General features: G+C 70.3%; 22 protein-coding genes. 10 read left to right on the plus strand and 12 right to left on the minus strand.

All coding sequences use genetic code 11. The features are described 5' to 3' along the window. Positions 1–887, minus strand: an 887-nt coding sequence (locus VMR86_22725; protein ID HTO09884.1) for an Hsp70 family protein, incomplete at its 3' end; no start/stop codon positions are given. 451 nt (positions 888–1,338) lie between these two features. On the opposite strand from VMR86_22725, the gene VMR86_22730 reads away from it, so the two are divergent. Next, positions 1,339–2,670: an acetyl-CoA hydrolase/transferase C-terminal domain-containing protein gene (locus VMR86_22730; GenBank protein HTO09885.1), complete on the plus strand. Its 1,332-nt coding sequence runs from the start codon at positions 1,339–1,341 to the stop codon at positions 2,668–2,670. On the opposite strand, the gene VMR86_22735 is transcribed toward VMR86_22730, so the two are convergent. After that, a complete protein-coding gene (locus VMR86_22735; GenBank protein ID HTO09886.1) occupies positions 2,667–3,617 on the minus strand; it encodes a hypothetical protein in 951 nt (316 codons plus the stop codon). The two genes, VMR86_22730 and VMR86_22735, sit on opposite strands and share 4 nt — an antisense overlap. A 49-nt stretch (positions 3,618–3,666) precedes the next feature. Between VMR86_22735 and VMR86_22740 the strand changes: the two genes are divergently transcribed. The 6 genes from VMR86_22740 to VMR86_22765 all read left to right on the plus strand — a co-directional run bounded on the left by VMR86_22740 (position 3,667) and on the right by VMR86_22765 (position 10,329). Beyond that, entirely contained in the window at positions 3,667–5,493 is a 1,827-nt protein-coding gene (locus VMR86_22740; GenBank protein HTO09887.1) for a hypothetical protein, read from the plus strand. Positions 5,494–5,619: 126 nt separating this feature from the next. Then, complete coding sequence (locus VMR86_22745) at positions 5,620–6,321, plus strand: ABC transporter ATP-binding protein (GenBank protein HTO09888.1); 702 nt, start codon at positions 5,620–5,622, stop codon at positions 6,319–6,321. Beyond that, the gene (locus VMR86_22750) at positions 6,318–7,493 is read left to right on the plus strand and encodes an ABC transporter permease (protein HTO09889.1); all 1,176 of its coding nucleotides are present in this window, start codon (positions 6,318–6,320) and stop codon (positions 7,491–7,493) included. The genes VMR86_22745 and VMR86_22750 overlap by 4 nt, the downstream gene beginning before the upstream one ends. Beyond that, positions 7,494–8,672 (plus strand): ABC transporter permease, encoded by a 1,179-nt coding sequence (locus tag VMR86_22755; GenBank protein ID HTO09890.1) that lies wholly within the window; start codon positions 7,494–7,496, stop codon positions 8,670–8,672. It abuts the gene before it with no gap. A gap of 14 nt (positions 8,673–8,686) precedes the next feature. Further along, the gene (locus tag VMR86_22760) at positions 8,687–9,895 is read left to right on the plus strand and encodes an efflux RND transporter periplasmic adaptor subunit (protein ID HTO09891.1); all 1,209 of its coding nucleotides are present in this window, start codon (positions 8,687–8,689) and stop codon (positions 9,893–9,895) included. Between the two features lie 2 nt (positions 9,896–9,897). After that, positions 9,898–10,329: a hypothetical protein gene (locus VMR86_22765; GenBank protein HTO09892.1), complete on the plus strand. Its 432-nt coding sequence runs from the start codon at positions 9,898–9,900 to the stop codon at positions 10,327–10,329. On the opposite strand, the gene VMR86_22770 is transcribed toward VMR86_22765, so the two are convergent. The 5 genes from VMR86_22770 to VMR86_22790 all read right to left on the minus strand — a co-directional run bounded on the left by VMR86_22770 (position 10,326) and on the right by VMR86_22790 (position 13,994). Further along, positions 10,326–10,733 (minus strand): secondary thiamine-phosphate synthase enzyme YjbQ, encoded by a 408-nt coding sequence (locus tag VMR86_22770; protein ID HTO09893.1) that lies wholly within the window; start codon positions 10,731–10,733, stop codon positions 10,326–10,328. The genes VMR86_22765 and VMR86_22770 overlap by 4 nt on opposite strands. A 5-nt stretch (positions 10,734–10,738) precedes the next feature. Next, on the minus strand, positions 10,739–11,986 hold the full coding sequence (locus tag VMR86_22775; GenBank protein ID HTO09894.1) for a TerC/Alx family metal homeostasis membrane protein: 1,248 nt from the start codon (positions 11,984–11,986) through the stop codon (positions 10,739–10,741). Positions 11,987–11,990: 4 nt separating this feature from the next. Further along, on the minus strand, positions 11,991–12,206 hold the full coding sequence (locus tag VMR86_22780) for a hypothetical protein (protein ID HTO09895.1): 216 nt from the start codon (positions 12,204–12,206) through the stop codon (positions 11,991–11,993). Positions 12,207–12,296: 90 nt separating this feature from the next. Next, the gene (locus VMR86_22785) at positions 12,297–13,436 is read right to left on the minus strand and encodes a citrate/2-methylcitrate synthase (protein ID HTO09896.1); all 1,140 of its coding nucleotides are present in this window, start codon (positions 13,434–13,436) and stop codon (positions 12,297–12,299) included. An 18-nt stretch (positions 13,437–13,454) separates the two neighbouring features. Next, positions 13,455–13,994 carry an SET domain-containing protein gene (locus VMR86_22790; protein HTO09897.1) on the minus strand — a complete coding sequence of 180 codons (540 nt, stop codon included), beginning with the start codon at positions 13,992–13,994 and terminating at the stop codon, positions 13,455–13,457. 55 nt (positions 13,995–14,049) lie between these two features. On the opposite strand from VMR86_22790, the gene VMR86_22795 reads away from it, so the two are divergent. Continuing rightward, entirely contained in the window at positions 14,050–14,814 is a 765-nt protein-coding gene (locus VMR86_22795; protein HTO09898.1) for a Sir2 family NAD-dependent protein deacetylase, read from the plus strand. A gap of 25 nt (positions 14,815–14,839) precedes the next feature. Continuing rightward, positions 14,840–15,898: a glycosyltransferase family 1 protein gene (locus VMR86_22800; protein ID HTO09899.1), complete on the plus strand. Its 1,059-nt coding sequence runs from the start codon at positions 14,840–14,842 to the stop codon at positions 15,896–15,898. A 1-nt stretch (position 15,899) separates the two neighbouring features. Here VMR86_22800 and VMR86_22805 read toward each other — a convergent pair whose 3' ends face one another. The 3 genes from VMR86_22805 to VMR86_22815 are packed head-to-tail and all read right to left on the minus strand — an operon-like array spanning position 15,900 to position 18,496. After that, positions 15,900–16,694, minus strand: a complete 795-nt coding sequence (locus VMR86_22805; GenBank protein ID HTO09900.1) for an ABC-2 family transporter protein — start codon at positions 16,692–16,694, stop codon at positions 15,900–15,902. A gap of 3 nt (positions 16,695–16,697) precedes the next feature. Continuing rightward, positions 16,698–17,504: an ABC-2 family transporter protein gene (locus VMR86_22810; protein ID HTO09901.1), complete on the minus strand. Its 807-nt coding sequence runs from the start codon at positions 17,502–17,504 to the stop codon at positions 16,698–16,700. Further along, positions 17,501–18,496 (minus strand): ATP-binding cassette domain-containing protein, encoded by a 996-nt coding sequence (locus tag VMR86_22815; GenBank protein HTO09902.1) that lies wholly within the window; start codon positions 18,494–18,496, stop codon positions 17,501–17,503. Before VMR86_22815 ends, VMR86_22810 begins: the two co-directional genes overlap by 4 nt. 222 nt (positions 18,497–18,718) lie before the next feature. On the opposite strand from VMR86_22815, the gene VMR86_22820 reads away from it, so the two are divergent. Continuing rightward, entirely contained in the window at positions 18,719–20,194 is a 1,476-nt protein-coding gene (locus VMR86_22820) for a glycosyltransferase family 39 protein (protein ID HTO09903.1), read from the plus strand. Here the strand turns inward: VMR86_22820 and VMR86_22825 are convergent, their stop codons facing one another. Together VMR86_22825 and VMR86_22830 are read right to left on the minus strand one after the other, a co-directional pair. Then, complete coding sequence (locus VMR86_22825; GenBank protein ID HTO09904.1) at positions 20,195–20,917, minus strand: glycosyltransferase family 2 protein; 723 nt, start codon at positions 20,915–20,917, stop codon at positions 20,195–20,197. Then, positions 20,914–21,204, minus strand: coding sequence for a lipid-A-disaccharide synthase N-terminal domain-containing protein (locus tag VMR86_22830; protein HTO09905.1), 291 nt, complete (start codon positions 21,202–21,204; stop codon positions 20,914–20,916). The genes VMR86_22825 and VMR86_22830 overlap by 4 nt, the downstream gene beginning before the upstream one ends. Between the last annotated feature and the right edge of the window lie 132 nt (positions 21,205–21,336).

Consider the following 21,336-nt stretch of genomic DNA (forward strand, 5'->3'; position numbering starts at 1 on the left):
GGCTCGAGCGCCTCGCGCTGCAGGTCGAAGAGCAGCGCGAGCGTGCGCGGCGTGCGCAGGAACGACAGGTGGTGCCAGCGCTCGAGGTGACCGTAGAGCCAGCGCGGCACCGGCAGCACGCGGTCGAAGATCGAGCGGTACTCGGCTCCCAGCCCCAGCGCGGGCGCGACCAGCGCGCGCACGAGCCGGCCGTCGAACACGTCGCCGGCCACGGGCACGCCGGCGTTGCCGAGCACGGGCAGCGCCCCGCCCGAGTCACGCGCCTTGCGCGGACCGGGGCCGACGCGGATCAGCGAGAAGTCACTCGTGCCGCCGCCGAAGTCGCCGATCAGGATCAGCTCGTCGTGGTCGAGCGCGCGCTCGTAGTGGTACGCCGCCGCGACCGGCTCGTACTCGAACACGATGTCCTCGACGCCGGCGGTCGCGAACGCGGCGCGCAAGCGCGCCAGCGCCAGCTCCTCGTCCTCGGCGCTGCGCGCGGACACGAAGCGCACCGGCCGGCCCACGACCACGGTGCCCGCGATCTCGCCCACGGTCTCCGTGCCCTCGCGGAACAAGCTGCGCAGCAGCACGGCGATCAGCGCCTCGAGCCGGTACTCGCGGTCGAAGATGCGCGTGGCCGAGAAGTCGCGCGCCGCGAGGAACGACTTCAGTGACTGGACCAGCCGCCCCGGCTCCTCGGCCGCGAGATAGCGCATGATCGCGCGCGGCCCGGCGAGCTCGCGCGCCGGCAGACCCTCGGGACTCTCGAAGTAGACCACCGAGCGGAAGGTGCGCGTGCGCTTGCCGCCGCCGCGCGAGAAGTGAGCGAGCCGTGCCGGCCCGTCTCCGTCCGCGCGCGCCAGCGCAGAGTTCGTCGTACCGAAGTCGACGCCGAAGGCGGTCACGGTTGGCCTCCCGTGGGGCGCGGCATTTTGCGCTTTTTCGGCGGGTTCGCAAGGACGGTGGCGCGGGGGCGACTGGGCGTGCCGGGCCGCGCCGCGCTCCCACGCGGACTTCCGGGTGCTTGCCTGCGAGACCCTCTGCGCGGGTCGAAGCGGCGCTACGCCCGCCACGCCCAGTCGCTCCCGCGAATCACTTCGCGTCCCACACTTGTTGGAGATTGCGGGCTTCGCCCGCCTGAACACCATCGAGCCAACGGGAGCGCACGGACCATCGGATGAATGGCCTGACTCGGGCCCTCTTCGGATTGCGTCGGCTCGATGGAGCGGTCCTGGGAGATGTCCGTGACCACCGGATCGGAGGCGTCGGCCTGGTGTCGGTGACCGATCCGCGTGGGAGCGCCGCGCGGCCCGGCGCACCCAGGCGCTCCGGCACCTGAGGTACGATGCTCGAGCGATGGCCCAGCTCCGTCTAGACGTCGACCCCAAGCGCGAACTCGACCAGAAACTCATGTCCGCCGAGCAGGCCGCGAGCCTGGTGCAGTCGGGCGACCAGATCTGGATCCCCAGCACGCACGCGCCGATCTCGATCCTGGCTGCGCTCGCGGCGCGCGGCTCGCAGGTCCGCGGCGTGAAGATCCGCAGCACGATCATCCCGGACTTCGGCTGGTTCAAGCGCGAGGCCATGGAGTCGTTCGACCTGCAGATCCAGTACGCGGTGCAGCCCGACGCACGCAAGGCGCTCGCCGACCGGATCATCGACTTCCACCCGCTGTCGATGATCATGCAGCACAAGGCGGTCGACGCGGGGCGCGAAGAGGCGCAGCCGATCGACGAGCTCATGCTCACGGTGTCTCCGCCGGACGAGCACGGCTGGTGCTGCGTCGGCAACGCGTGCTGGGATGCAGTCACGAACGCCCGGCGTGCGCGCAAGGTCGTGGTCGAGCTGAACGAGTCGGTCGTGCGCACCTGCGGAGACAGCTGGCTCCACGTGTCACAGCTCGATGCAGCCGTGCGCAACAACCGGCCGCGGCTGGTCGCGCCCATCCCGACCGAGTTCGACGCCTGCGACCGCGCGATCGCGCAGAACGTGAAAGGACTGATCCCGGACGGGGCCACGATCCAGATCGGCCTGGGCTCGCACACCGGCGTGCTGGCGCAGCTCGGCGCGTTCGACGAGCGCAACGACCTGACCTACTTCGGCGAGCTCACCGTGCCGGGGCTCGTGGACCTGGCGCGGCGCGGCGTGATCAACGGCCGGCGCGGCGCGCTGCACCCGGGCAAGTTCGTCGCCGCGCACATCGGCAATTCACTCGAGGACCTCGACTACATCGAGCGCAACCCCGCCTTCGAGGTGCACTCCTACGAGCACACCAACGACCCGCGCTCGATCGCCGCGCACGACGACATGGTCGCGATGAACGGCGCGCTCATGGTCGATCTCACCGGCCAGATCGGCGTGTACGCCTTCGGCCCGCAGGTGTACACGGGGCTCGGCGGTCACCTGGGCTTCGCCCTGGGCGCCTATCTCGCCAAGCGGGGCCGCTACGTGACCGTGCTGCCCTCGACCGCGCGCAACGGCAGCGTGTCGACGATCGTGCCCGGCTTCGAGGCGGGTCAGATCGTCTCGATCCCGCGCGAGATCGCCGACACGATCGTGACGGACCACGGCGTGGCGCGCCTGCTCGGCAAGTCGGTGCGCGAGCGCGCGCTGGCGATGGCCGAGGTCGCGGCGCCGGAGTTCCGCGACCGGCTGCGCTTCGAGGCGAAGCGGCTCTACTGGCCCTAGGCGTTCTGGTCCAGATACTCGCTCAAGCCGTAGCCCACGCGCTTGCCGTCGAGCGTGTACTCGGTCATGCCCTCGCCGATGTGCGTGTTCTGGCCGGCGCGGCGGTTGCGCAGCGGGATGAAGCCGCGCACGCGACCCTCGATCGTGTGCTTGGCGCCGTCCGACAGCGTCAGCTTGGCGCGCAGCCCGGAGTGATAGCGCGTGCCCTGCTCGTAGTCGGTGTCCAGCTCCACGTTGGTGATGCGCAGCAGCTCCTCGCCCTTGTGGAATACGCCGCCCACGCGGTCGCCGACGATCGAGATCACCATGCCCATGTCGTCGCCGAAGTTGCCGGTGATCCAGCGGTAGGACGGCGTCGACTGCCAGTATCTCGGGCCCCAGGAGTGGTCGCGCAGGCCGTGGCCTCGGATCTCGACCGGAGGCTCGCCCTCGGCCGCGATCGTGCCCGACACCTTCATGTGTTGCTCGAAGTGTGCGCGCGCGAACTCGTTGCCGTCGCCGGGCTTCCCCACGTGACCGTAGAGCGGCCCCACGGCCTCGTGCACCAGGTCGAGCGACAGCCGCCGGTGCGGGTTCTCCTTGAACGCCTTGCCCGGGTCCTGCATGGCGCGCGGGTCGGCGAGATACACCACCGAGCCGTCGTACTTCGTGCGCAGCTTCTCGGCCGGCACCAACACCTCGACCGACAGACCGCCCGCGTTCCAGCCGTCGTTCGTGCTGATCGGCGGGCGCTTGTAGTTGAACAAGGCCGAGCCGTCGGCGTTGTAGACGATGACGGTCAGCTCCGCGTAGCCCTCGTTGGCACGGTTGCCGATGCGCAGGAAGCCGCCGCGCCCCTGCTCGCGGTCGAAGAAGTTGAAATACACCGACTCGTTGAAGTTCTGCTCGGGGCCGAGCGGGTGGGTGTAGTCGTCTTCGGGACGGACGTTGCCGACGATCTTTGCCATGCGCGCCATCCTAGCCTAAAGGGCGCCGCGCTCGTCTCCGATCGGGGTCGTGGAACACCCCGTGGCCCCCAAAGCCAAGTACCCACGGTTCCGCCGCATCGACGGCAGCCACCCCTGGAAGCGCCGGGTCTCCGGCGGCTTCGTGGACTACAGCGCGCGCCGCAGGCGCGACGGCCAGGTCGCCTTCTTCAACTTCGCGCTGGCGAAGGAGATGGGGCTGGTGCCGCAGTCACACCCCGAGCGGCTCAACCCGGAGCTGTCGCGCGCGATCCTGCGCACCTTCGGGCTGCAGATCCTGAACGAGTGGGACTATCTGCACCGCACGCGCGTGCCCAGCCGCGACCGCCTGCCGCACACCTACATGGCCACGCGCTATCTGCAGCTCCAGCATCCGGGCCGGCGCGGCACGACCTCGGGCGACGGGCGCAGCGTGTGGAACGGCACCATCACGCACGCCGGAGTCACCTGGGACGTGTCGAGCTGCGGCGTGGGAGTCACTCGGCTGTGCCCGGCGACCGCGCACGAGGGCCGCTTCTTCCGCACCGGCACGCGCACCGCGAGCTACGGCTGCGGCACGGCGGCGCTGGGCGAGGGCATCTCGGCGGCGCTGCTCTCCGAGACCTTCCACCGCAACGGCATCCCGACCGAGCGCGTGCTGGCGGTGATCGCGCTGCGCAACGGCTACGCGATCAACGTGCGCGCGGGCAGGAACCTCTTGCGCCCCTCTCACTTCTTCGCGCCGCTGAAGCAAGGCGATCTCACGCGCCTGCGCGCGGCGATCGACCTGTTCGCCGAGCGCCAGATCGCCAACGGTGACTGGCCGCGCGTCGCGCCCGGTGCGGCGCGCCACCGCTTCCTGGCCGACGAGTGCGCGCGCGTGTTCGCGCGCGCCGCCGCCACGTTCGAGAGCGAGTACGTGTTCTGCTGGCTCGACTGGGACGGCGACAACGTGCTCGCCGACGGCGGCATCGTCGACTACGGCTCGGTGAGACAGTTCGGGCTCTACCATCGCGAGTACCGCTTCGACGACGCCGAGCGCTGGTCCACGACCATCCCCGAGCAGCGCGTGAAGGCGCGCTACATCGCGCAGTGCTTCGCGCAGATCCGTGCCTGTCTGCTCGAGGGCAGGAAGCGCCCGCTGGAAGAGTTCGCGCACGACCCGTGCCTGCGCATCTTCGACCGCGAGTTCGCGCTCACCAAGGAGCGGTTGCTGGTGCGCAAGCTCGGCTTGCGGACGCGCACCGCCGCCCACCTGCTGCGCACGCGGCGGCGCGAGCTCGAGCGCTTCCGGCGCGCGTTCTCCTACTTCGAGCGCGCGCGCTCGGCGCGCGGCCCGTGCAAGGTCCCGGACGGGCTGACCTGGAACGCGGTCTTCAGCATGCGCGACTTACTGCGCGAGCTGCCGCTGCGCTTCGCCGCGTCGCCCGCGCCGCTCGCCGGGCGTGAGCTCTTGCGGCTCGGTCTCTCGAGCTACGCCGCGCGCGCCGACCGCGCCGCCACGCCCACGCGCCTGCGCATGGCCAGCCGCCTGCAGCGCTCGTATCTGCGGCTGATGCGCGCGGCCGCGGCGTTCGAGCGCCGCGCGCTCGCCGAGCTTTTGCGCGAGGTCGCGCGCCGCTCGGCGGTGATCAACCGGCGCGACCGCATCACGGGCGACGGGGTCGACTACGCCACGGACCGTTTGATCCGCTACCGCCGGCGACTCTCGAGCGGAAAGCTGCACCGCGTGATCGCCGCGTTCGTCGACCACCAGGACCTGAACCCGCGCGAGCCCGACGCCGAGCGCGAGCCCGCCGAGCGTCCGCCTGCGCACGACGTGCGCCGCGTGCTCGACCGACTGATCGAAGCCGTCGCAGAAATGCGTCACGGGCTGTAAGACACGACAGCGGAGCGCGTGGGCACCCTACCCACGCGCTGCATTAGTGCAGTCCGCCTGCGGCAGCGCGCGGACGGAAGCGATCGGATATCATCCTCGCACGATCCCCCCGCGAGGAGCCGAGACTTGATCGATCTTGTCAATGTATCTCGTCTTTACACGCGCGGTGCCGACGAGATCCACGCGCTCGAGCGAGTGAGTCTGCACGTGGCCAAGCAGCGCTTCGTCGCGCTCATGGGCCCGTCGGGCTCGGGCAAGTCGACCTTGCTCAACGTGCTGGCGGGTCTCGACCGGCCGAACTCCGGCGAGGTCACGGTGGCCGGCAAGCGGCTGAACGAGATGTCGGAGGACGAGCTCGCCGAGTTCCGCGCCCACACCGTGGGCTTCGTGTTCCAGTTCTTCAATCTGATCCCGGTGCTCAACGCGGTCGAGAACGTGGAGCTGCCGCTCCTGCTCACCCACCTGTCGAAGGCCGAGCGCCGACAGCGCGCCGAGACGGCGCTGCGCGTGGTCGGCCTGGCCGATCGCGCCGACCACCTGCCCCGCCAGCTCTCGGGCGGCGAGCAGCAGCGCGTGGCGATCGCCCGCTCGATCGTGACCGACGCCGAGCTGATCGTGGCCGACGAGCCCACCGGCGACCTCGACGCGAAGAACGCCGAGGAGATCCTGTCGCTGCTGCAGACCCTGCGGCGCGACTTCGGGAAGACGGTCGTGATCGTCACGCACGACCCGCGCGCCGAGAAATGGGTCGACGAAGTGATCCACCTCGACAAGGGCGTGTTGCTCGAGAAGCGGCCCGGCGGGGCCGCGCGGGGGGCCGCGGGATGAAGTATCTCCCGCTCGTGCTCCGCAACCTGGGCCGCAACAAGCTGCGCTCGATCCTCACGGGCGCCACCATCGCCCTGGCCATCGCGCTGGTGTGCGCGCTGCGCACCATGCCGGCCGGGCTCGACGGCGTGGTGAACTCGATCGCCGCCAACACGCGCATCTCGACTCACAACCAGGCCGGCATCGTCTACTCCCTGCCCTACGCCTATCTCAACAAGGTGCGCGGCATTCCCGGCGTGGTCGCCGCGCTCAGCTGGCAGTGGTTCGGCGGCGCGATCGATCCCACCAAGGGCGTCTCGTTTCCGAACTTCGCCGTCGACCCGGAGGCGTTCGGCCAGGTCTACGCCGATTGGAAGGTGGACCCGAAGGCGCTCGACGACTTCCGCAAGTACCGTGACTCCGCGCTGGTGGGCCGGCGCGTGCTCAACGAGCAGAAGTGGAAGGTCGGCGACGTGGTCACGCTGCAGAGCACCGTGTTCCCGGTGAATCTCTCCTTCCGCATCGTGGGCGAGATCCCCGTGGACTCCTCGAACAGCTTCTATTTCCAGCGCGAATATCTCGTGCAGGCGCTGGCCGCGGTCGGCGGCAACGGCGACCAGACCGGCATGATCTGGACCCGGGTCGACGATCCCGAGCGCGTGAACGGCGTCATGCGCGAGATCGACGAGATGTTCAAGAACAGCGACGCCGAGACCGCGTCCGAGACGGAAAAGGACTTCATCCGCGGCTTCTTCGGCAGCCTGAAGCAGCTGATCTACGTGATCGAGATCGTGACCGGCGTGGTCACTCTGTGCATCGTGTTCGTGGCCGCGAACACCGCGAGCATGTCGGTGCGCGAGCGCATCGGCGAGATCGCAGTGCTGAAGGCGATCGGCTTCCGCAAGCGCACCGTGTTCTCGACGCTCCTCGCCGAGGCGGTGATGCTGTCGACCGCGGCGGGCGCGGTGGGCGCGCTGTCGTCGCTGGGACTCACCCTGTTCCTGCGCAAGATGACCTCGACCGGCGGCGGGACGGGACCGCAGCTCGGGCCGCTCACAGGCTTCGTGATCACCGACGCGATTCTGATCCAGTCACTGTTCGTCGCGTTCTTCATTGGCATCATCTCCGGCTGGCTGCCCGCGCTGGGCGCATCGCGGCGCAGCGTGGCGGCCACCCTGCGCGAGGTGTTCTGAGTGGCGCTGCCGCTGTCGTACAGCTGGCGCAGCATGCTGGCGCGCGGCACGCGCACGGCGTTCACGGTGGCGGTGATCGCCCTGGTCGTGGTGGCCATCACGCTCCTATGGAGCCTGGTCGGCAGCTTGAAGCGCAGCATGGTGGCGTCGGGCTCGCCCGACAACCTGATCGTGATGCGCAAGGGCGCGAACAACGACGGCTCGAGTCAGCTGGCGCTCGAGGCCGTGCAGGCCGTCCGACTCTTCGACGGCGTGGCGAAAGACTCGGAGGGCAACCCGCTGGCTTCGCCCGAGCTCGTGGTGCAGCCGTTCTTCAAGACGCTCGACGGCGTGCGCGAGAACGTGCTGGTGCGCGGCGTCGAGCCGGTCGCGCTGCAGGTGCACGACGAGGTGCACATCAAGGAAGGCCGCATGTTCCACCCGTCGAGCAGCGAAGCGGTGGTCGGCCGCAGCGTGGCGGGGCGCTACCAGGGCGCGCAGATCGGCTCCGATCTCCACTTCGGCCACGGCGTGTGGAAGGTCGTGGGCGTGCTCGAGTCGGGCGGGTCGTCGTTCGAGAGCGAGGTGTGGGTCGACGCGCGCGAGCTCGCCAACGACGCGAAGCGCACGCTGCCCTACTCCGGGCTGCGCGTCCGGGTCGCGCCGGGCGCCGACATGGACGCGCTGGCGCGGCGCATTGCCGATGACTCGCGCTGGGCGCTCTCGGCCTCGCGCGAGACCGACTACTACCAGGAGCTCGCCAGCACCGGCAACACGCTCCTGATCGTGGTGGTGGCAGTGGCGGTGTTCGCGGGCATCGGCGCGATCTTTGGCGCGGCGAACACGCTGTATGCCGCGGTGCAGTCACGCACCTCCGAGATCGGCACCTTGCGGGCGCTGGGCTTCTCGCGCGGCGCAATCCTCACGGCGTTCCTCGCCGAGTCAGTGATGACTGCCATGGCCGGCTTCGCGATCGGCGGAGCCGTGTCCGCGGTCGGGGGGTACCTGATCTCGCACGCGCTCGGCGGAATCGGCATGAACTCGAAGACCTTCAGCACCAGCGTGGTCGAGCTGACCGTCGCGCCGCAGGACCTGGTGTTCCCCTTCGTGCTGTCGATCTTGATCGGTCTGATCGGCGGCTTCTTCCCGGCCTGGGCCGCGGCCCGGCTGCGGCCGGTCGAGGCCCTCCGGAAAGCGTAGAATTCGCGAATCACATGGCGGCCGAAGCCCCACGCAACCTGCGCGACGACCTCCAGGCCCTGCGTATCGACCGCGGCAGCTCCACGGCGCGCAAGCCGCCCCAGCGCGTGCCCACGCGCTGGATCGCGATCGGCGCCGCCGTGGTCGCGGTGCTCGTGGGCGTCGTGGTGTGGCTGTCTCTCGGCGGCCCGAGGATCGTGCAGGTCGCCTACGCCTCGCGCATCGAGCCCGGCGGCTCGGCGCCGTCGGTCGCCGTGCTCTCCGGCTCCGGCTACGTGGTGACTGCGGACAAGTACATCTCGATCGGCGTGCGCATTCCCGGCCGGATCGAGAAGTTCTTCGTCGACGAGTCCGACCACGTGAAGCTGGGACAGCCCCTCGTACAGCTCGACGACCGCGACTACCGCGCCGCGCTCGAGAGTCAGAAGGCCAGACTGGCAGTGACTCGCGCGAACGAGGACCTGCACAAGATCCAGGCCGAGCGCCAGCGCAAGCTGCGCGCGCAGAACTACGCCTCGCAGAACGAGCTCGACACCGCCGAGACCCAGCTGCGCGTGGACCGGGCCCAGATCGCTCAGCTCGAGGCCGAGATCGCGCAGTCCGAGGTGAACCTCGACTACACCGTGCTGCGCGCGCCGGCCGACGGCGTGATCCTCGCCAAGCTGAAGGAGGTCGGCGAGATGGCCGTGCCCGGCGGCTTCGCCGGCTCGGGCGACCTGATCCGCATGGCGAACCTCTCCGACCTGCGCGCCGAGGTCGACGTCGCCGAGGCCGACCTCAACCGCGTGCACCTGGGCCAGAAGGCGTTCGTGACGCCCGACGCCTACCCCGACAAGCGCTACGAGGCCAAGGTCGTGAAGATGTACCCGCAGGTGAACCGCTCGAAGGGCACGCTCAAGATCGAGGTCGGCATCCAGAACCCCGACGACTATCTGCTGCCCGACATGAGCGTCCGGCTGAACTTCCTGGCCGGCGAGCAGCCCGCGGCCGAGAACGGCCCCCCGCTCGTGCTCGTCCCGAAGAGCGCCGTGCGAAGTGACTCGAACGGCAGCTTCGCGTGGGTCGTGACCAACGGCAAGCTGCGCCGGCAAGCGCTGCGCGCCGGCGCGGAGCGCGGCGACCAGGTCGCGATCGAGAGCGGCCTCGAAGGCGGCGAAGCGCTGGTGATCGGCGACGCCGCGGGCCTGTCCGAAGGCAAGAGCGTCAAGATCGGCGCGAACTGAACGTGCGTCGTGAGGCGCGAGCGATCGCCCCGCTCGCGCTGCTCCTGCTCCTGAGCTCCTGTCTCGGCCGGTGTGTGCTGACCCCGGACGAGGAGAAGGCCGCATGGGAGGCGATCGATCGCTTCCACACCCACGTCAACCTCCGAGAGTACGCCCGCATCTACGAAGAGGCGGACCCCGAGTTCCATGAATCCGCGACCGCGGAGCAGTTCGCCTCGGCCATGACCCAGCTCGAGACACAATACGGGAGACACCTCTCGTTCCAACGCGTCTCGATCGTGAAGACGGTGAACATCTCCGCGGCCCGCATCGAAGTGGTCGTGAACAGCCGCTACTCCAAGCGCAGCGGCCAGGAACACTTCGTGTTCCGGCTCCGGGACGGGGTCGCGCTCATGACCCGCTACGACATGAACGAGATCGCCCCGCGGCCCTAGCTGCCCAGGTGCACCACGAGCTCGCGCTCGCTGCCGCGCCGGCGATGCTCCCAGAGATACACGCCTTGCCAGGTGCCCAGCGCCAGGTGGCTGCGCAGGATCGGGATCGAGAGCGAGGTCGCGGTGAGCGCGGCGCGCACGTGCGCAGGCATGTCGTCGGGGCCTTCGGTCACGTGGCGGTAGAGCGGGTCGCCTTCGGGCACCAGGCGCGCGAGGAAGGCCTCGAGGTCGCGGCGCACGTCGGGGTCGGCGTTCTCCTGGATCAGCAGGCTCGCCGACGTGTGGCGCACGAACACGGTGCACAGTCCCTCGGCGACGCCCGCCCCCCGCACGAGTGACTCGAGCTCGCGGGTCACTTCGTACAACCCCGGTCCCTTCGTGGAGACCGAGAGCTCCCGCACCATCGCTGCTAGCGGCCCGAGGAGCCGCGGCGCAGCGCGCTCGACACGGTCGAGGCGGCGCTCGTGGCCGAGTCACGCACGCGCGAGAGCAGGCGCTTGGCCCACACGAACTCGGTCGCGAGGATCGCCAGCCCGAGCGGCGCGACCACCAGCCCCGGCCCCGGCAGCACCAGCATGGCCACGCCGATCAAGAGCACCGTCCCGCCGATCACCAGCACCACCATGCGGCGCGCGGCGCGCAGCGTGAGTCGCGCGAGCTGCTCGAGCTCGGCGGGCACCACCGGCGAGCCGAGCCGCGCGGATTCGCGGCGCGCGCCCACCACGGAGGCCAGCGCGCCGATGCCCAGGATGCCCACGATCACGCCGAGCGAGGCCGTGGTCGGAATCTCCACGTGGTGCGCCAGGATCATCTTCACGCCCACGAACGCGAGCAAGAGCACCAGGCTCGCCTTCATGTAGCGGAAGTGCTCGATCATGGGCGCGAGCGCGAAATACAGGCTGCGCAGCCCGAGCACGGCGAAGACGTTCGAGCTGAACACCAGGAAGGGGTGACTCGTGACCGCGAAGATGGCCGGGATCGAGTCGATCGCGAACATCACGTCCGACGTCTCCACGAACATCAGCACCACGAACAGCCGGGTCGCCAGCCGCTTGCCCGACTGCCGGATGAAGAACTTGTGCTCGACGAAGTCGTCGTGGATCGGGTACAGGCGGCGCAGCGCGCAGTACAGCTTGTTCTGGTCGGGGTCGATGGACTCGCCGCTGGCCGAGAGCATGCGCGCGGCAGACACGATCAGGAGCGCCCCGAACACGTACGAGATCCACGCGAAGCGCGCGAGCAAGGCCGCCCCGGCACCGATCATGATGCCGCGGAACACGAGCGCGCCCAGCACGCCCCAGTACAAGACCCGGTGCTGGTAGGCGAGCGGCACGCGGAAGTAGCTGAAGATCAGCGCGATCACGACCACGTTGTCGAGTGAGAGCGAGTACTCGACCAGGTAGCCGGTCAGGTACTGGATGACCGCGCGCTTGCCGTCGAGGTGCACCGGCGCGTTCGTGGCGATGCCGGCCCAGTCGTGCTCGAACAGCGCGAAGACCGCGCCGCTGAACGCCATCGACAGCGAGACGTAGAACAGCGTCCAGACCAGCGCCTCGCGAGTGCTGATCACGCGCGGGGTCTTGTTGAAGACGCCGAGATCCATGGCCAGGAACACCAGGATCAGCGCCAGGAAACCAGCCCAGATCAGCACCGCCATGCGGTCAATGCTCCCCGCCGGCAATCGGCGCATCCCGCAGCGCCCGACTAAGCTCCTCGAAGCTCCGCGCGTGCGCAACCCGGTGGCGGGTCGAGGGACCGGCGAGGACCCGGGACGCGTCGGCCACGCCTCCTGGCTCGAGCAGCCCGAGCGCCGCGACCGGCGCCGCCAGGCCCGGCAGCAGCGGGCCGCTCATGGCGGAGGTCGCGAGCGCCATCACGGTCCGACGAGCCAACGGGGCGAAATCATTCCGTAGCGCAGCCTAAACGATCGCGAGGAGCAGGCTCGCCATCACGCCCGGAAGAGCGGATCAGCGCTCGTCGATCGGGACGTACACCTCACCCACCGGGCCCACGTACTTGCCGCGCGGGCGGTAGATGCGGTTGTTCTGGTACTGCTCGAGCACGTGCGCGCACCAGCCCGAGATACGGCTGGTCGCGAACACGGGCGTGAACAGGTCGATCGGGATGCCCATGCTGTAGTAGACCGACGCGGAGTAGAAGTCGACGTTGCAGATCAGGCCCTTCTTCTGCTGCATGAGCTCCTCGAGCCGGGCGCTCATCTCGTACAGCTCGGGGTGACCGTTCTCGCGCGTGATCTCCTGACTCATCTTCTTCAGGATCTTGGCGCGGGGGTCGCCTTCCTTGTACACGCGGTGGCCGAAGCCCATGATCTTCTCGCCCGAGCGCAGCGTGTTGTCGAGCCAGCCCTCGAGCCGGTCGGGTGACTTGATCTCGAGCAGCATGCGCGCGACCTGCTCGTTGGCGCCGCCGTGGAGCGGCCCCTTCAGCGTGCCGATCGCGGCCATGACGCTCGAGTACAGGCCCGAGAGCGTGCTCGAAGTGACTCGCGCCGAGAACGCGGACGCGTTCAGCTCGTGGTCGGCGTGCAGCACCAGACAGGTGTCGAAGCGCCGCACGGTGGCTTCGTCGGGCTCCTCGCCCTTCAGCATGTAGAGGAAGTTCCAGGCGATCGACTTCTCGGGCAGCGGCTGCAGCGGCCATTGACCCGAGCGCACGCGCTGGTAGGCCGCCACGATCGTGCCGACGCGCGCCGACAGCCGCGTCGACTTGCGCAGCGTGGCGGCGGCGTTCACCAGGTTGGCGTCGGGGTCGTGCAGAGTGAGTCCCGCGATCACCGCGTGCAGGAAGTCCATCGGGTGCACGCGCGTGGGCAGGCCGTGGAACCAGCCGAAGGCCTCGGGCGGCAGCGCCATGGAGTGGTGCAGGTCGGTGCAGAACTCGTCGAGCTCGCGGCGCGTCGGCAGCCAGCCGTACCACAAGAGATACACGACCTCCTCGAAGCTCGCGTTCTGCGCGAGGTCCTCGATCGTGTAGCCGCGGTAGAGCAACGTCGTGCCCTCGATCGTGGAGATCGAGGTCGTGCACGTGACCACGCCCTCGAGCCCGCGGTCCAGCGCGCCCTCGTATTCCTGCACCTGGTCGCTCACCGTCGTCTCCCTTGGCCCCTACGCCCTATGAGACCGCAAACCCCGGTTCCCCGCCAGCCGGGCGTCGATGCGCCGCTGCAGGTAGGGCGAGAAGTAGCCGCGGTAGCGGTCCCAGAGCTCGGGGCGGGTCCAGTCCTCGCCCGTCACCTTGCCGCGGCAAGTGTCGGCGCCGCAGCCGCAGGTGAACTCGTCGTAGGGGGTGCCGTCGCTCATGGCGTAGTCGAAGCAGATCTCCTCGCCCGGCTCGAGCGCGCGCATGGCGACCAGCACGATCTGCCCGCGCAGGCCGCTGTTGGGCGCGCAGGAGTGGTTCACCCAGTCGGCGGGTCCGTCGTGACCCGACACGAGATACAGGTCCTCTTCGACCTGCAGCGTGAGCAGGCGCTGGGCGGGCGAGAGCGCCTCGAGCCGGCCGGCCGGGACGACCTCGCCGCCGAACACGACCAGCACCTCGTCGGCCGCGATCGGCTCGCGGGCCACGAGGGTCCGGCCCCCCTTTCCTGCGATGCGGCGTCCTTCGAGCTTCGGTGAGTGGTAAGACGTCGGTGGCGCGGGCACGTCGTCATCCTAGGAGACGGGCGACCGCTCGCGCCAGTCGTGCGAGAATCCCGGCATGGGGCGCGAGGACGAAGAGCTGGCCGAGGTCTCGGGCTGGATCCGCGGCGCGCAGCGCGTGGTGGTGCTGACCGGCGCGGGTATCTCGACCGAGTCAGGCATTCCCGACTTCCGCGGGCCGAACGGTCTTTGGACCAAGAACCCCGGCGCCGAGAAGATGGCCACCCTGTCGCACTACGTGGCCGACAAGTCGGTGCGCGAGCGCGCCTGGCAGCACCGGCTGAGCTCCGAGATGTGGACCGCCAAGCCGAACGCCGGCCACCACGCGCTGGTGCGGCTGGAGCAGGCGGGGAACCTGCACCTCCTGGTCACGCAGAACGTCGACGGGTTGCACGTCGCGGCGGGCAGCTCGCTCGGCAAGCTGGTCGAGATCCACGGCAACGTGCGCGAGGTGGTGTGCCTGGACTGCGGCGAGCGCGCAGCCATGGAGCGCGCGCTGGCGCGCGTGCGCGGCGGCGAGTCCGACCCGCCCTGCCGGAGCTGCGGGGGCATCCTGAAGTCGGCCACGATCTCGTTCGGCCAGGGTCTGGTCGAGCACGACCTGCGCCGCGCCGAGCGCGCCGCGAACGAGTGCGACCTGATGTTCGCGGTCGGCACCACCTTGTCGGTCTACCCGATCGCGGCGATCGTGCCGATCGCCAAGCGCGGGGGCGCGCGCGTGGTGATCCTGAACGCCGAGCCGACGGAAATGGACGACCTGGCCGACGCGGTGGTGCGCGGACCGATCGGGGCGCTCCTGCCCCGGCTGATCGACGGCGAGTGAGCCACTGACCCGCTTCGCGCTGGAAGTGAGCTCCGCGGCGGGCCCCGGCCCGGCCGGCGGCGTGGGCGGCGCGATCCGCGGCACGGTGGGCGCGCTGCTCGCCGACGACCCGGGCACCGAGTATCTGCTGTGCACGCGGCTCTCGCGCTGGCGCAAGGGCGAGCCGTGGCGGCCGGACGCGCCCAACGCGCGCCTGCGCCTCGCCGCCGACCCGTTGAACGGCCTCTTGCTGCGGGGCGCGAGCCTCTTCCATGCGCACGGCGTGTTCGTGCCCAGCACGCCGCGCGTGCCGAAGCTCGTCACGATCCACGACCTGAACGCCGTGCGAAACACCGAGTGGGTGAGCGAGCGCTGGCACGAGCGGCGCGGCGGGAAGATCGCCGACGCGGTGGCGCGCGCCGACCACGTGGTCACCTACAGCGCGTTCACGGCGGGCGAGGTGTGCGAGGAGTACGGCCTGCCGCGCGAGCGCGTGCACCCGGTGCACCTCGGGGTGGACTGCGCGCGCTTCCGCCCGCCCACGCCGGAGACCGTGGCAAAGACGCGCGAGGCGCACGGCGAGTACGTGATCGCGATCGGGCTGGTGTCGCGGCGCAAGAACTTCCCCGCGCTGGTCGAGGCGCTCGCCCGCCTGCCCCAGCTGCGGCTGGTGCTGGTCGGGCGCGGCTCGGACGGCGAGTCCGAGCTCGAGGAGTCACTCGAGCGCCACGGCCTGCGCGCGCGCACGACGCGCCTCTCCGGGCTGCCCGAGCCCGAGCTGGTGGCGCTGATCGGCGCGGCGCGCGCCTGCGCGGTGCCGAGCCTCTACGAGGGCTTCGGGCTGACCGTGCTCGAGGCCATGGCCTGCGGCACGCCGGTGGTGTGCTCGAATGCCGCGTCGCTGCCCGAAGCCGCGGGCGACGCGGCGCTTCTGGTCGACGCGCGCTCGCCCGAGGCGCTGGCGGACGCGCTCGCGCGAGTCACCCACGACTCCGACCTGGCGGGCGAGCTGCGCGGGCGCGGCCTCTCGCGCGCCCGCGCCATGTCGTGGACCGCGTCGGCGCGCCGGCTGCGCGCGGTCTACCGCGCCGTCGCCGGGGCATGACTCAGCTTCCGGTCGCGCCGAAGCGGTTGCCCGACTCGTAGCGCCGCAGCCCGGCCGTGAATACGGCGATCGCGAGCGTCCACCACAGCACCGCCCCGCCCAGCGCGTAGAGACAGGCGTGCAGGCTCGGGCTGCGCACGATCTCCACCGGCAGGAAGCCCACGAAGCCGGCCGGCAGGAGCGTGTACAGGATGAACGAGAGACTCCCCGCGAACAGCGGCTGCGGGTAGAGCGCGAAGTTCAAGGTGAACTCCCAGAGCTGACGCGCGAGCTGCTCCACGTCGCCCAGCCAGAACGCCAGGCTCTGGAAGATGACCGCCGAGGCCACGAAGGTCAGCGCGCTGACCGCGATCGCGAGCGCGATGAACGGCGCGTGCGCCAGGTCGAGGCGCCCTGCGAGATACAGCATGCCCGCCCCGGTCAGCACGTCGCCCCAGCCCGACGCCGTGCTTTGCGAGGCCACGGCGTGCAGCAGCACGGGCTTGGGCTGAGTGAGTCGCGAATCGAGCTGGCCGTCGACGATCGCGCGCGCGAGCTGGCGCGCGCCGCCGCCGAACACCACGGCCAGGCCGAAGCCGGGCGCCACGATGCCGAACAGCGTCATCATGTCCTGGAGCCGCCAGCCTCCGATCTCGCGGAAGCGCGCGAACAGGATCCACCACATGGTGAAGAACGCGACGTTGTTCACGACCATCAGCACGGCCTGCAGCCAGAACGCGCCCCGCAACGCGAGGCTCGCGCGCAGGTTGGTCGCGACGAGCGTGCGGGCGAACCGGAGCACAGCGCGCAAGCGCATGACTCAGCCTCCTGCCACGGTGAGTCGCGCGCGGGCCTGCGCCGACAGGAACATCACGAGCCCCGCGAGCAGCCCGATCCAGAAGAGATCCTGGAGCGCGGCCGACAGCGCCAGCTGCGGCTCCCAGCCCAGGGCCATGCGGCCCGGCGCCCAGCAGATCAACGGGAACGGCGTGAGATGCGCCAGCCGCTGCAGCCACTCGGGATAGATCTCGAGCGGAAACAACAGCCCGCCCAGCACGAACACGAGCTTCTGCCAGACCAGGAAACACGGGTTGGTGTCGACCACCCAGAACGCCGAGAGCCCGATCGCCGCCATGAACAGGATCGCGACCAGCGAGCCGAGCAACGCCAGCGGCAGCGCCAGCCACAGCCCGCGCGGGTCGGCCGGCAGCCCGCCGCCGAACGCGAGCGCGTAGAGCGCGCCCGCGGGGGCGAGCGCCGCCATGCGCAGCGCCGCCTCGCCCACGGCCTCGGCGATCTGCGCGCCCATGTAGTCGATCGGCCGCACCAGCCGGCACGCGAAGTCGCCCGAGCGCACCTCGCGCTCGATCGCCAGGAACATCGGCGGCGTGCCGAGCACGACCCACTCGGTAATCGCGAGATACCACAGGAGCTCGCGCACGCCGACTCCGGGCAGTGACTCGCGCGCGCCGATCACGGCCCAGATGCGCGAGAACGTGAAGATGATCACGCCCAGGAACACCACCCGGCCGACCAGCACCGCGCGCTCGGCGATGCAGCGGCGCGCTGCGGCGCCCGCCAGCGCGAGATACTTCCCGCCCACGACCGCGAGCCGCGCGGCGCTCATGCCACGGCCGCCTTCGCCCCGGCGTAGATCGCGCTCACGATCTCCTCCATGGGCGGGTCCTCGACCACGAGGTCGAGCACGTGCGCGCGCGCCACGATCGCGGCGACCACCTTGTCGACGCCCACCGCGCGCAGGTCGACCTCGAGCTCGGTGCGGTGCGGCGCGCTGGGCAGCCGCTGCACGCCCGGCAGGTCCAGCGCGATCTCGGTCTCTTCCGACACCACCGAGATGCGTTTGCGCGGAATGAAGCTCCGGCGCAGCGCGTCGACCGGGCGGTCGAGCAGGAGCCGCCCGCGGTGGATCACGAGCACCCGCTCGCACACGCGCTCCATGTCGCCCGTGTCGTGCGAGGTCAGCAGCACCGTGCAGCCGTCGCGCCGGCCGCGCTCGCGCACCAGGTCGCGGATGATCGCCTTCGCGACCACGTCCAGACCGATCGTCGGCTCGTCGAGAAACAGGATCTCGGGCCGGTGCAACAGGCTCGCGACCAGCTCGCAGCGCATGCGCTCGCCGAGCGAGAGCTGACTCACTGGCTTGCGACTCACTTCGTCGATCTCGAACGCGCGCACCAGTTCGTCGCGCCGCGCGCGGTAGTCGGCGGGCGCGAGCTCGTAGATCCGCGCCAGCAGATCGAACGTGTCCAGCGCCGGCAGGTGCGTCCAGAGCTGCGAGCGCTGGCCGAACACCGCGCCGATGCGGAAGCCGAGCCGGTGGCGGTCGCGGCCCGGCTCGAGCCCCGCGACGCGCACCTTGCCCGCGGTCGGACGCAGGATGCCCGACAGCATCTTCAGCGTCGTCGACTTGCCGGCGCCGTTCGGCCCCACGAAGGCCACGCGCTCACCGGGGGCGATCTGAAACGAGACACCGTCGACCGCGACCAGCTCGCGCGTGCGCGGCGCCACGAGTGCGCGCAGCGCGCCCGCGAAGCCCCGCGCGCGCTCGCGCGTGCGGAAGACCTTGCGCAGACCTTCGAGCTCGATGGCGTTGCTCATGACGGCCCCCTGAAACGCCGAACGCCCTTCCGGAGCATCCGGAAGGGCGTTCTCGAAAACTCACTCACCCCTCCGGCTACACACGAATCCCCGTGACGACGAGGCAAAGCTGCGCCGCCATCGCATACGAGACGTTCGCGTGGGCCGGGAATGACATCGGTCGGCAGAATCTCGCGCTCTCTCATCCTTGTCAAGCCACTGTGTGCTATGGATCGCGGCGGGATGATGCTGCGCCTCGAGTCTCTGATGCGCGCATGCTGCACGAACACGCGCGGGTTCGCGCTCTGCGCGCTGGTGCTGCTGTGCGCCTTCGCGCTGCCGCTCTGGCTCGGCCTCGGCACCGATCCGACCGGCCGGATCAGCGAGCAGCGCTGTGTCCTGGTCGTGAAGGGCATGGTCGAGAGCGGCGACTGGCTCGTGCCGCGGCTCGACGACATCATCCGGCTGCAGAAGCCGCCGCTCTTCTACTGGGCCGGCGCGAGCGTGGCCACGTTCGTGCACGACACGCATCCGTGGAGCGTGCGCGCGGTGTCCGCCTGCGCGGCGCTCGGGCTCGCGGCGGTGGTGCTCGCATGGGGCCGTTCCTTGGGTGGACCGGCCTTCGGGCTGATCGCCGTCGGCGTGCTCGTCGCCATGCAGCAGATCACCTCGTCCGGCCGGCGGGGCGACGCCGAGATGCTGCTCGCGCTGCTCTCGACTGCGGCGCTCTTCGCCTTCGACCGCGCCGACTCACGCCGGCCACGGCCGCCGCTCGCGCCGTTCGCGCTGCTGGCAGGCCTGGCGTTCCTGACCAAGGGCACCGCCATCGCCTTCTCGATCGCCGCGCCGATCGCCGTGCAGCTCGCCTTGCGCCGCGAGCTGCGCGTGCTGCTGGAGCGGCGCGTGCTCGTGTGCTTCGCGGCGATCGCCGCGATCGGGCTCTCGTGGTACGTGGCCGTGCTGGTCAGCGTGCCCGGCGCACTCACTTCCTTTCTCGACGCGCTGATGCTTCCGCTGGGCAGCCAGGAGAGCCGCAGCGGCTCGGCCCACTACAAGCCGTTCTGGTGGTTTCTCGTGGCGCTGCCGGTGCGCGCCGCGCCCGCGAGCCTGCTGCTGCCGTTCGTGATCTGGCAGCTCTGGCGCACGCGGCTCTACCGCGACGACCCGCGGCGGCGCTTCGCCGCGCTCGCGTTCCTGGCGCCGTTCGTCGCCTTCTCGGCGCTGCCGCAGAAGCAGAAGCACTACACGTTGTCCATGCTGCCCGGCCTCGCGCTGTGCTCGGCCGACGCGGTGATCGCGGCCGCGCGCGAGCTCTGGCCACGCTTCTCGCTGGCGCTGCGCGCGCTGGGCGCCCCGCTGGCGGCGCTGGGCGCAGCGGTGGTGGTGTGGTGCGCGCTGTTCTACGTGTGGGTCGAGTCACTCGCGCCCGCGACGGCGATCGCCGCCGCCGTGCTGCCGCTGGCGCTGTTCACGCTGGCGGGCCTGGCCGCGCTGGGCGCGCGGCCGGCGCTCTTCGGCGCAGCCTGGATCGTGGCCTTCCTGCTCGCGCTCGCCGTGGGCCGCGGGCTGGTCGAGCCGCGGCTCGAGTACTACGCCGCCAACTACCGGCAGCTTCCGATCGGCGAGCAGGAGCAGCTCGTCTACGCCTCGCGGCAACACCCGTGGTTCGCCAAGCAGCTGTTTGCGCTGCTCGACGCGGTCGGCGACGACGACAACTAGCTAGTGGTCGTCGCGCGCGCCCACGCGGATCGTGCGCTTCGACAGCCAGTACACTCCGGCCAGGTCGAAGACCGTGCGGCGCAGGCGCGCGAAGTTGGTGTACTTCGAGACACCGGCCTTGCGCGCGCGGTGATTCACGTCGACCTCGCGCACCGAGAGACCCTGGTAGCGGAACAGCGCCGGCAGGAAGCGGTGCATGCCGTCGAAGCGCGGCAGCGCGAGGAACGCCTGGGCCGGGAAGAGCTTGAGCGAGCAGCCCGTGTCCGACGCGCCGTCGCCCAGCACCGAGCGCCGCACGGCGTTGGCGAGCTTGCCCGCGGCGCGCCGCCAGATCGTGTCTCGCCGCTGCGCGCGCCGGCCGATCACCACGTCGTGCTCGCGCGCCAGCGCGACCACGCGCGGAATGTCGTGCGGGTCGTTCTGCAGGTCGCCGTCGAGCGTGACCACGTGACTGTGTCGCGCCGCGCGCACACCCGCGACCAGCGCCGCCGACTGACCCTGGTTGCGGTCGAGCGGCACCAGCCGGAAGCCCGGGCGCTTCTCCACCGTGTCGAGCACGCACTTGCGGGTGCCGTCGCGGCTGCCGTCGTCCACGAACACCACCTCCCAGGGCACGTCGAGCCCGGGCAGCGCCGCCGCCAGCTCGTCGGCCAGCGGAGCGACGTTGTCCTCCTCGTCGTAGACCGGGACCACGACCGACACACCCGAGAGCGCGCGAGTCATGTCGGCGCCCGCTTGTGCAGCACGAGGTTGCGCGCGTAGACCACGAAGCCGAACGACTGGCCCAGCGTGAACACGGCGTCGCGGCGCCACAGCGCGTACACGAGCAGCAGCATGGACCCCGCGATCGAGAGATACCAGAACGCCTCGGGCACGATGCTTCGCCCTGCCCGCTCGGACTGGATCCACTGCACCAGGAAGCGCAGTGAGAACACGATCTGACCCGCGAACCCCACGATGATCATCGGGTGTTTCAACCCTTCCAGGATCTCGTTCACGAGCTCGTTCATTCCCCTACCTCCCGCGGCCAGGTCCCCGGCGGCTCAGGATAGACCACCGAGCTTCACCCACCCGAGCCAGACACTAATGCATAGAACGGCCGAGAGACCGAGCCGGTACCAGCCGAACGGCTCGAGCCCGCG

This window comes from Myxococcota bacterium (assembly GCA_035498015.1).
Taxonomy (GTDB): domain Bacteria; phylum Myxococcota_A; class UBA9160; order SZUA-336; family SZUA-336; genus VGRW01.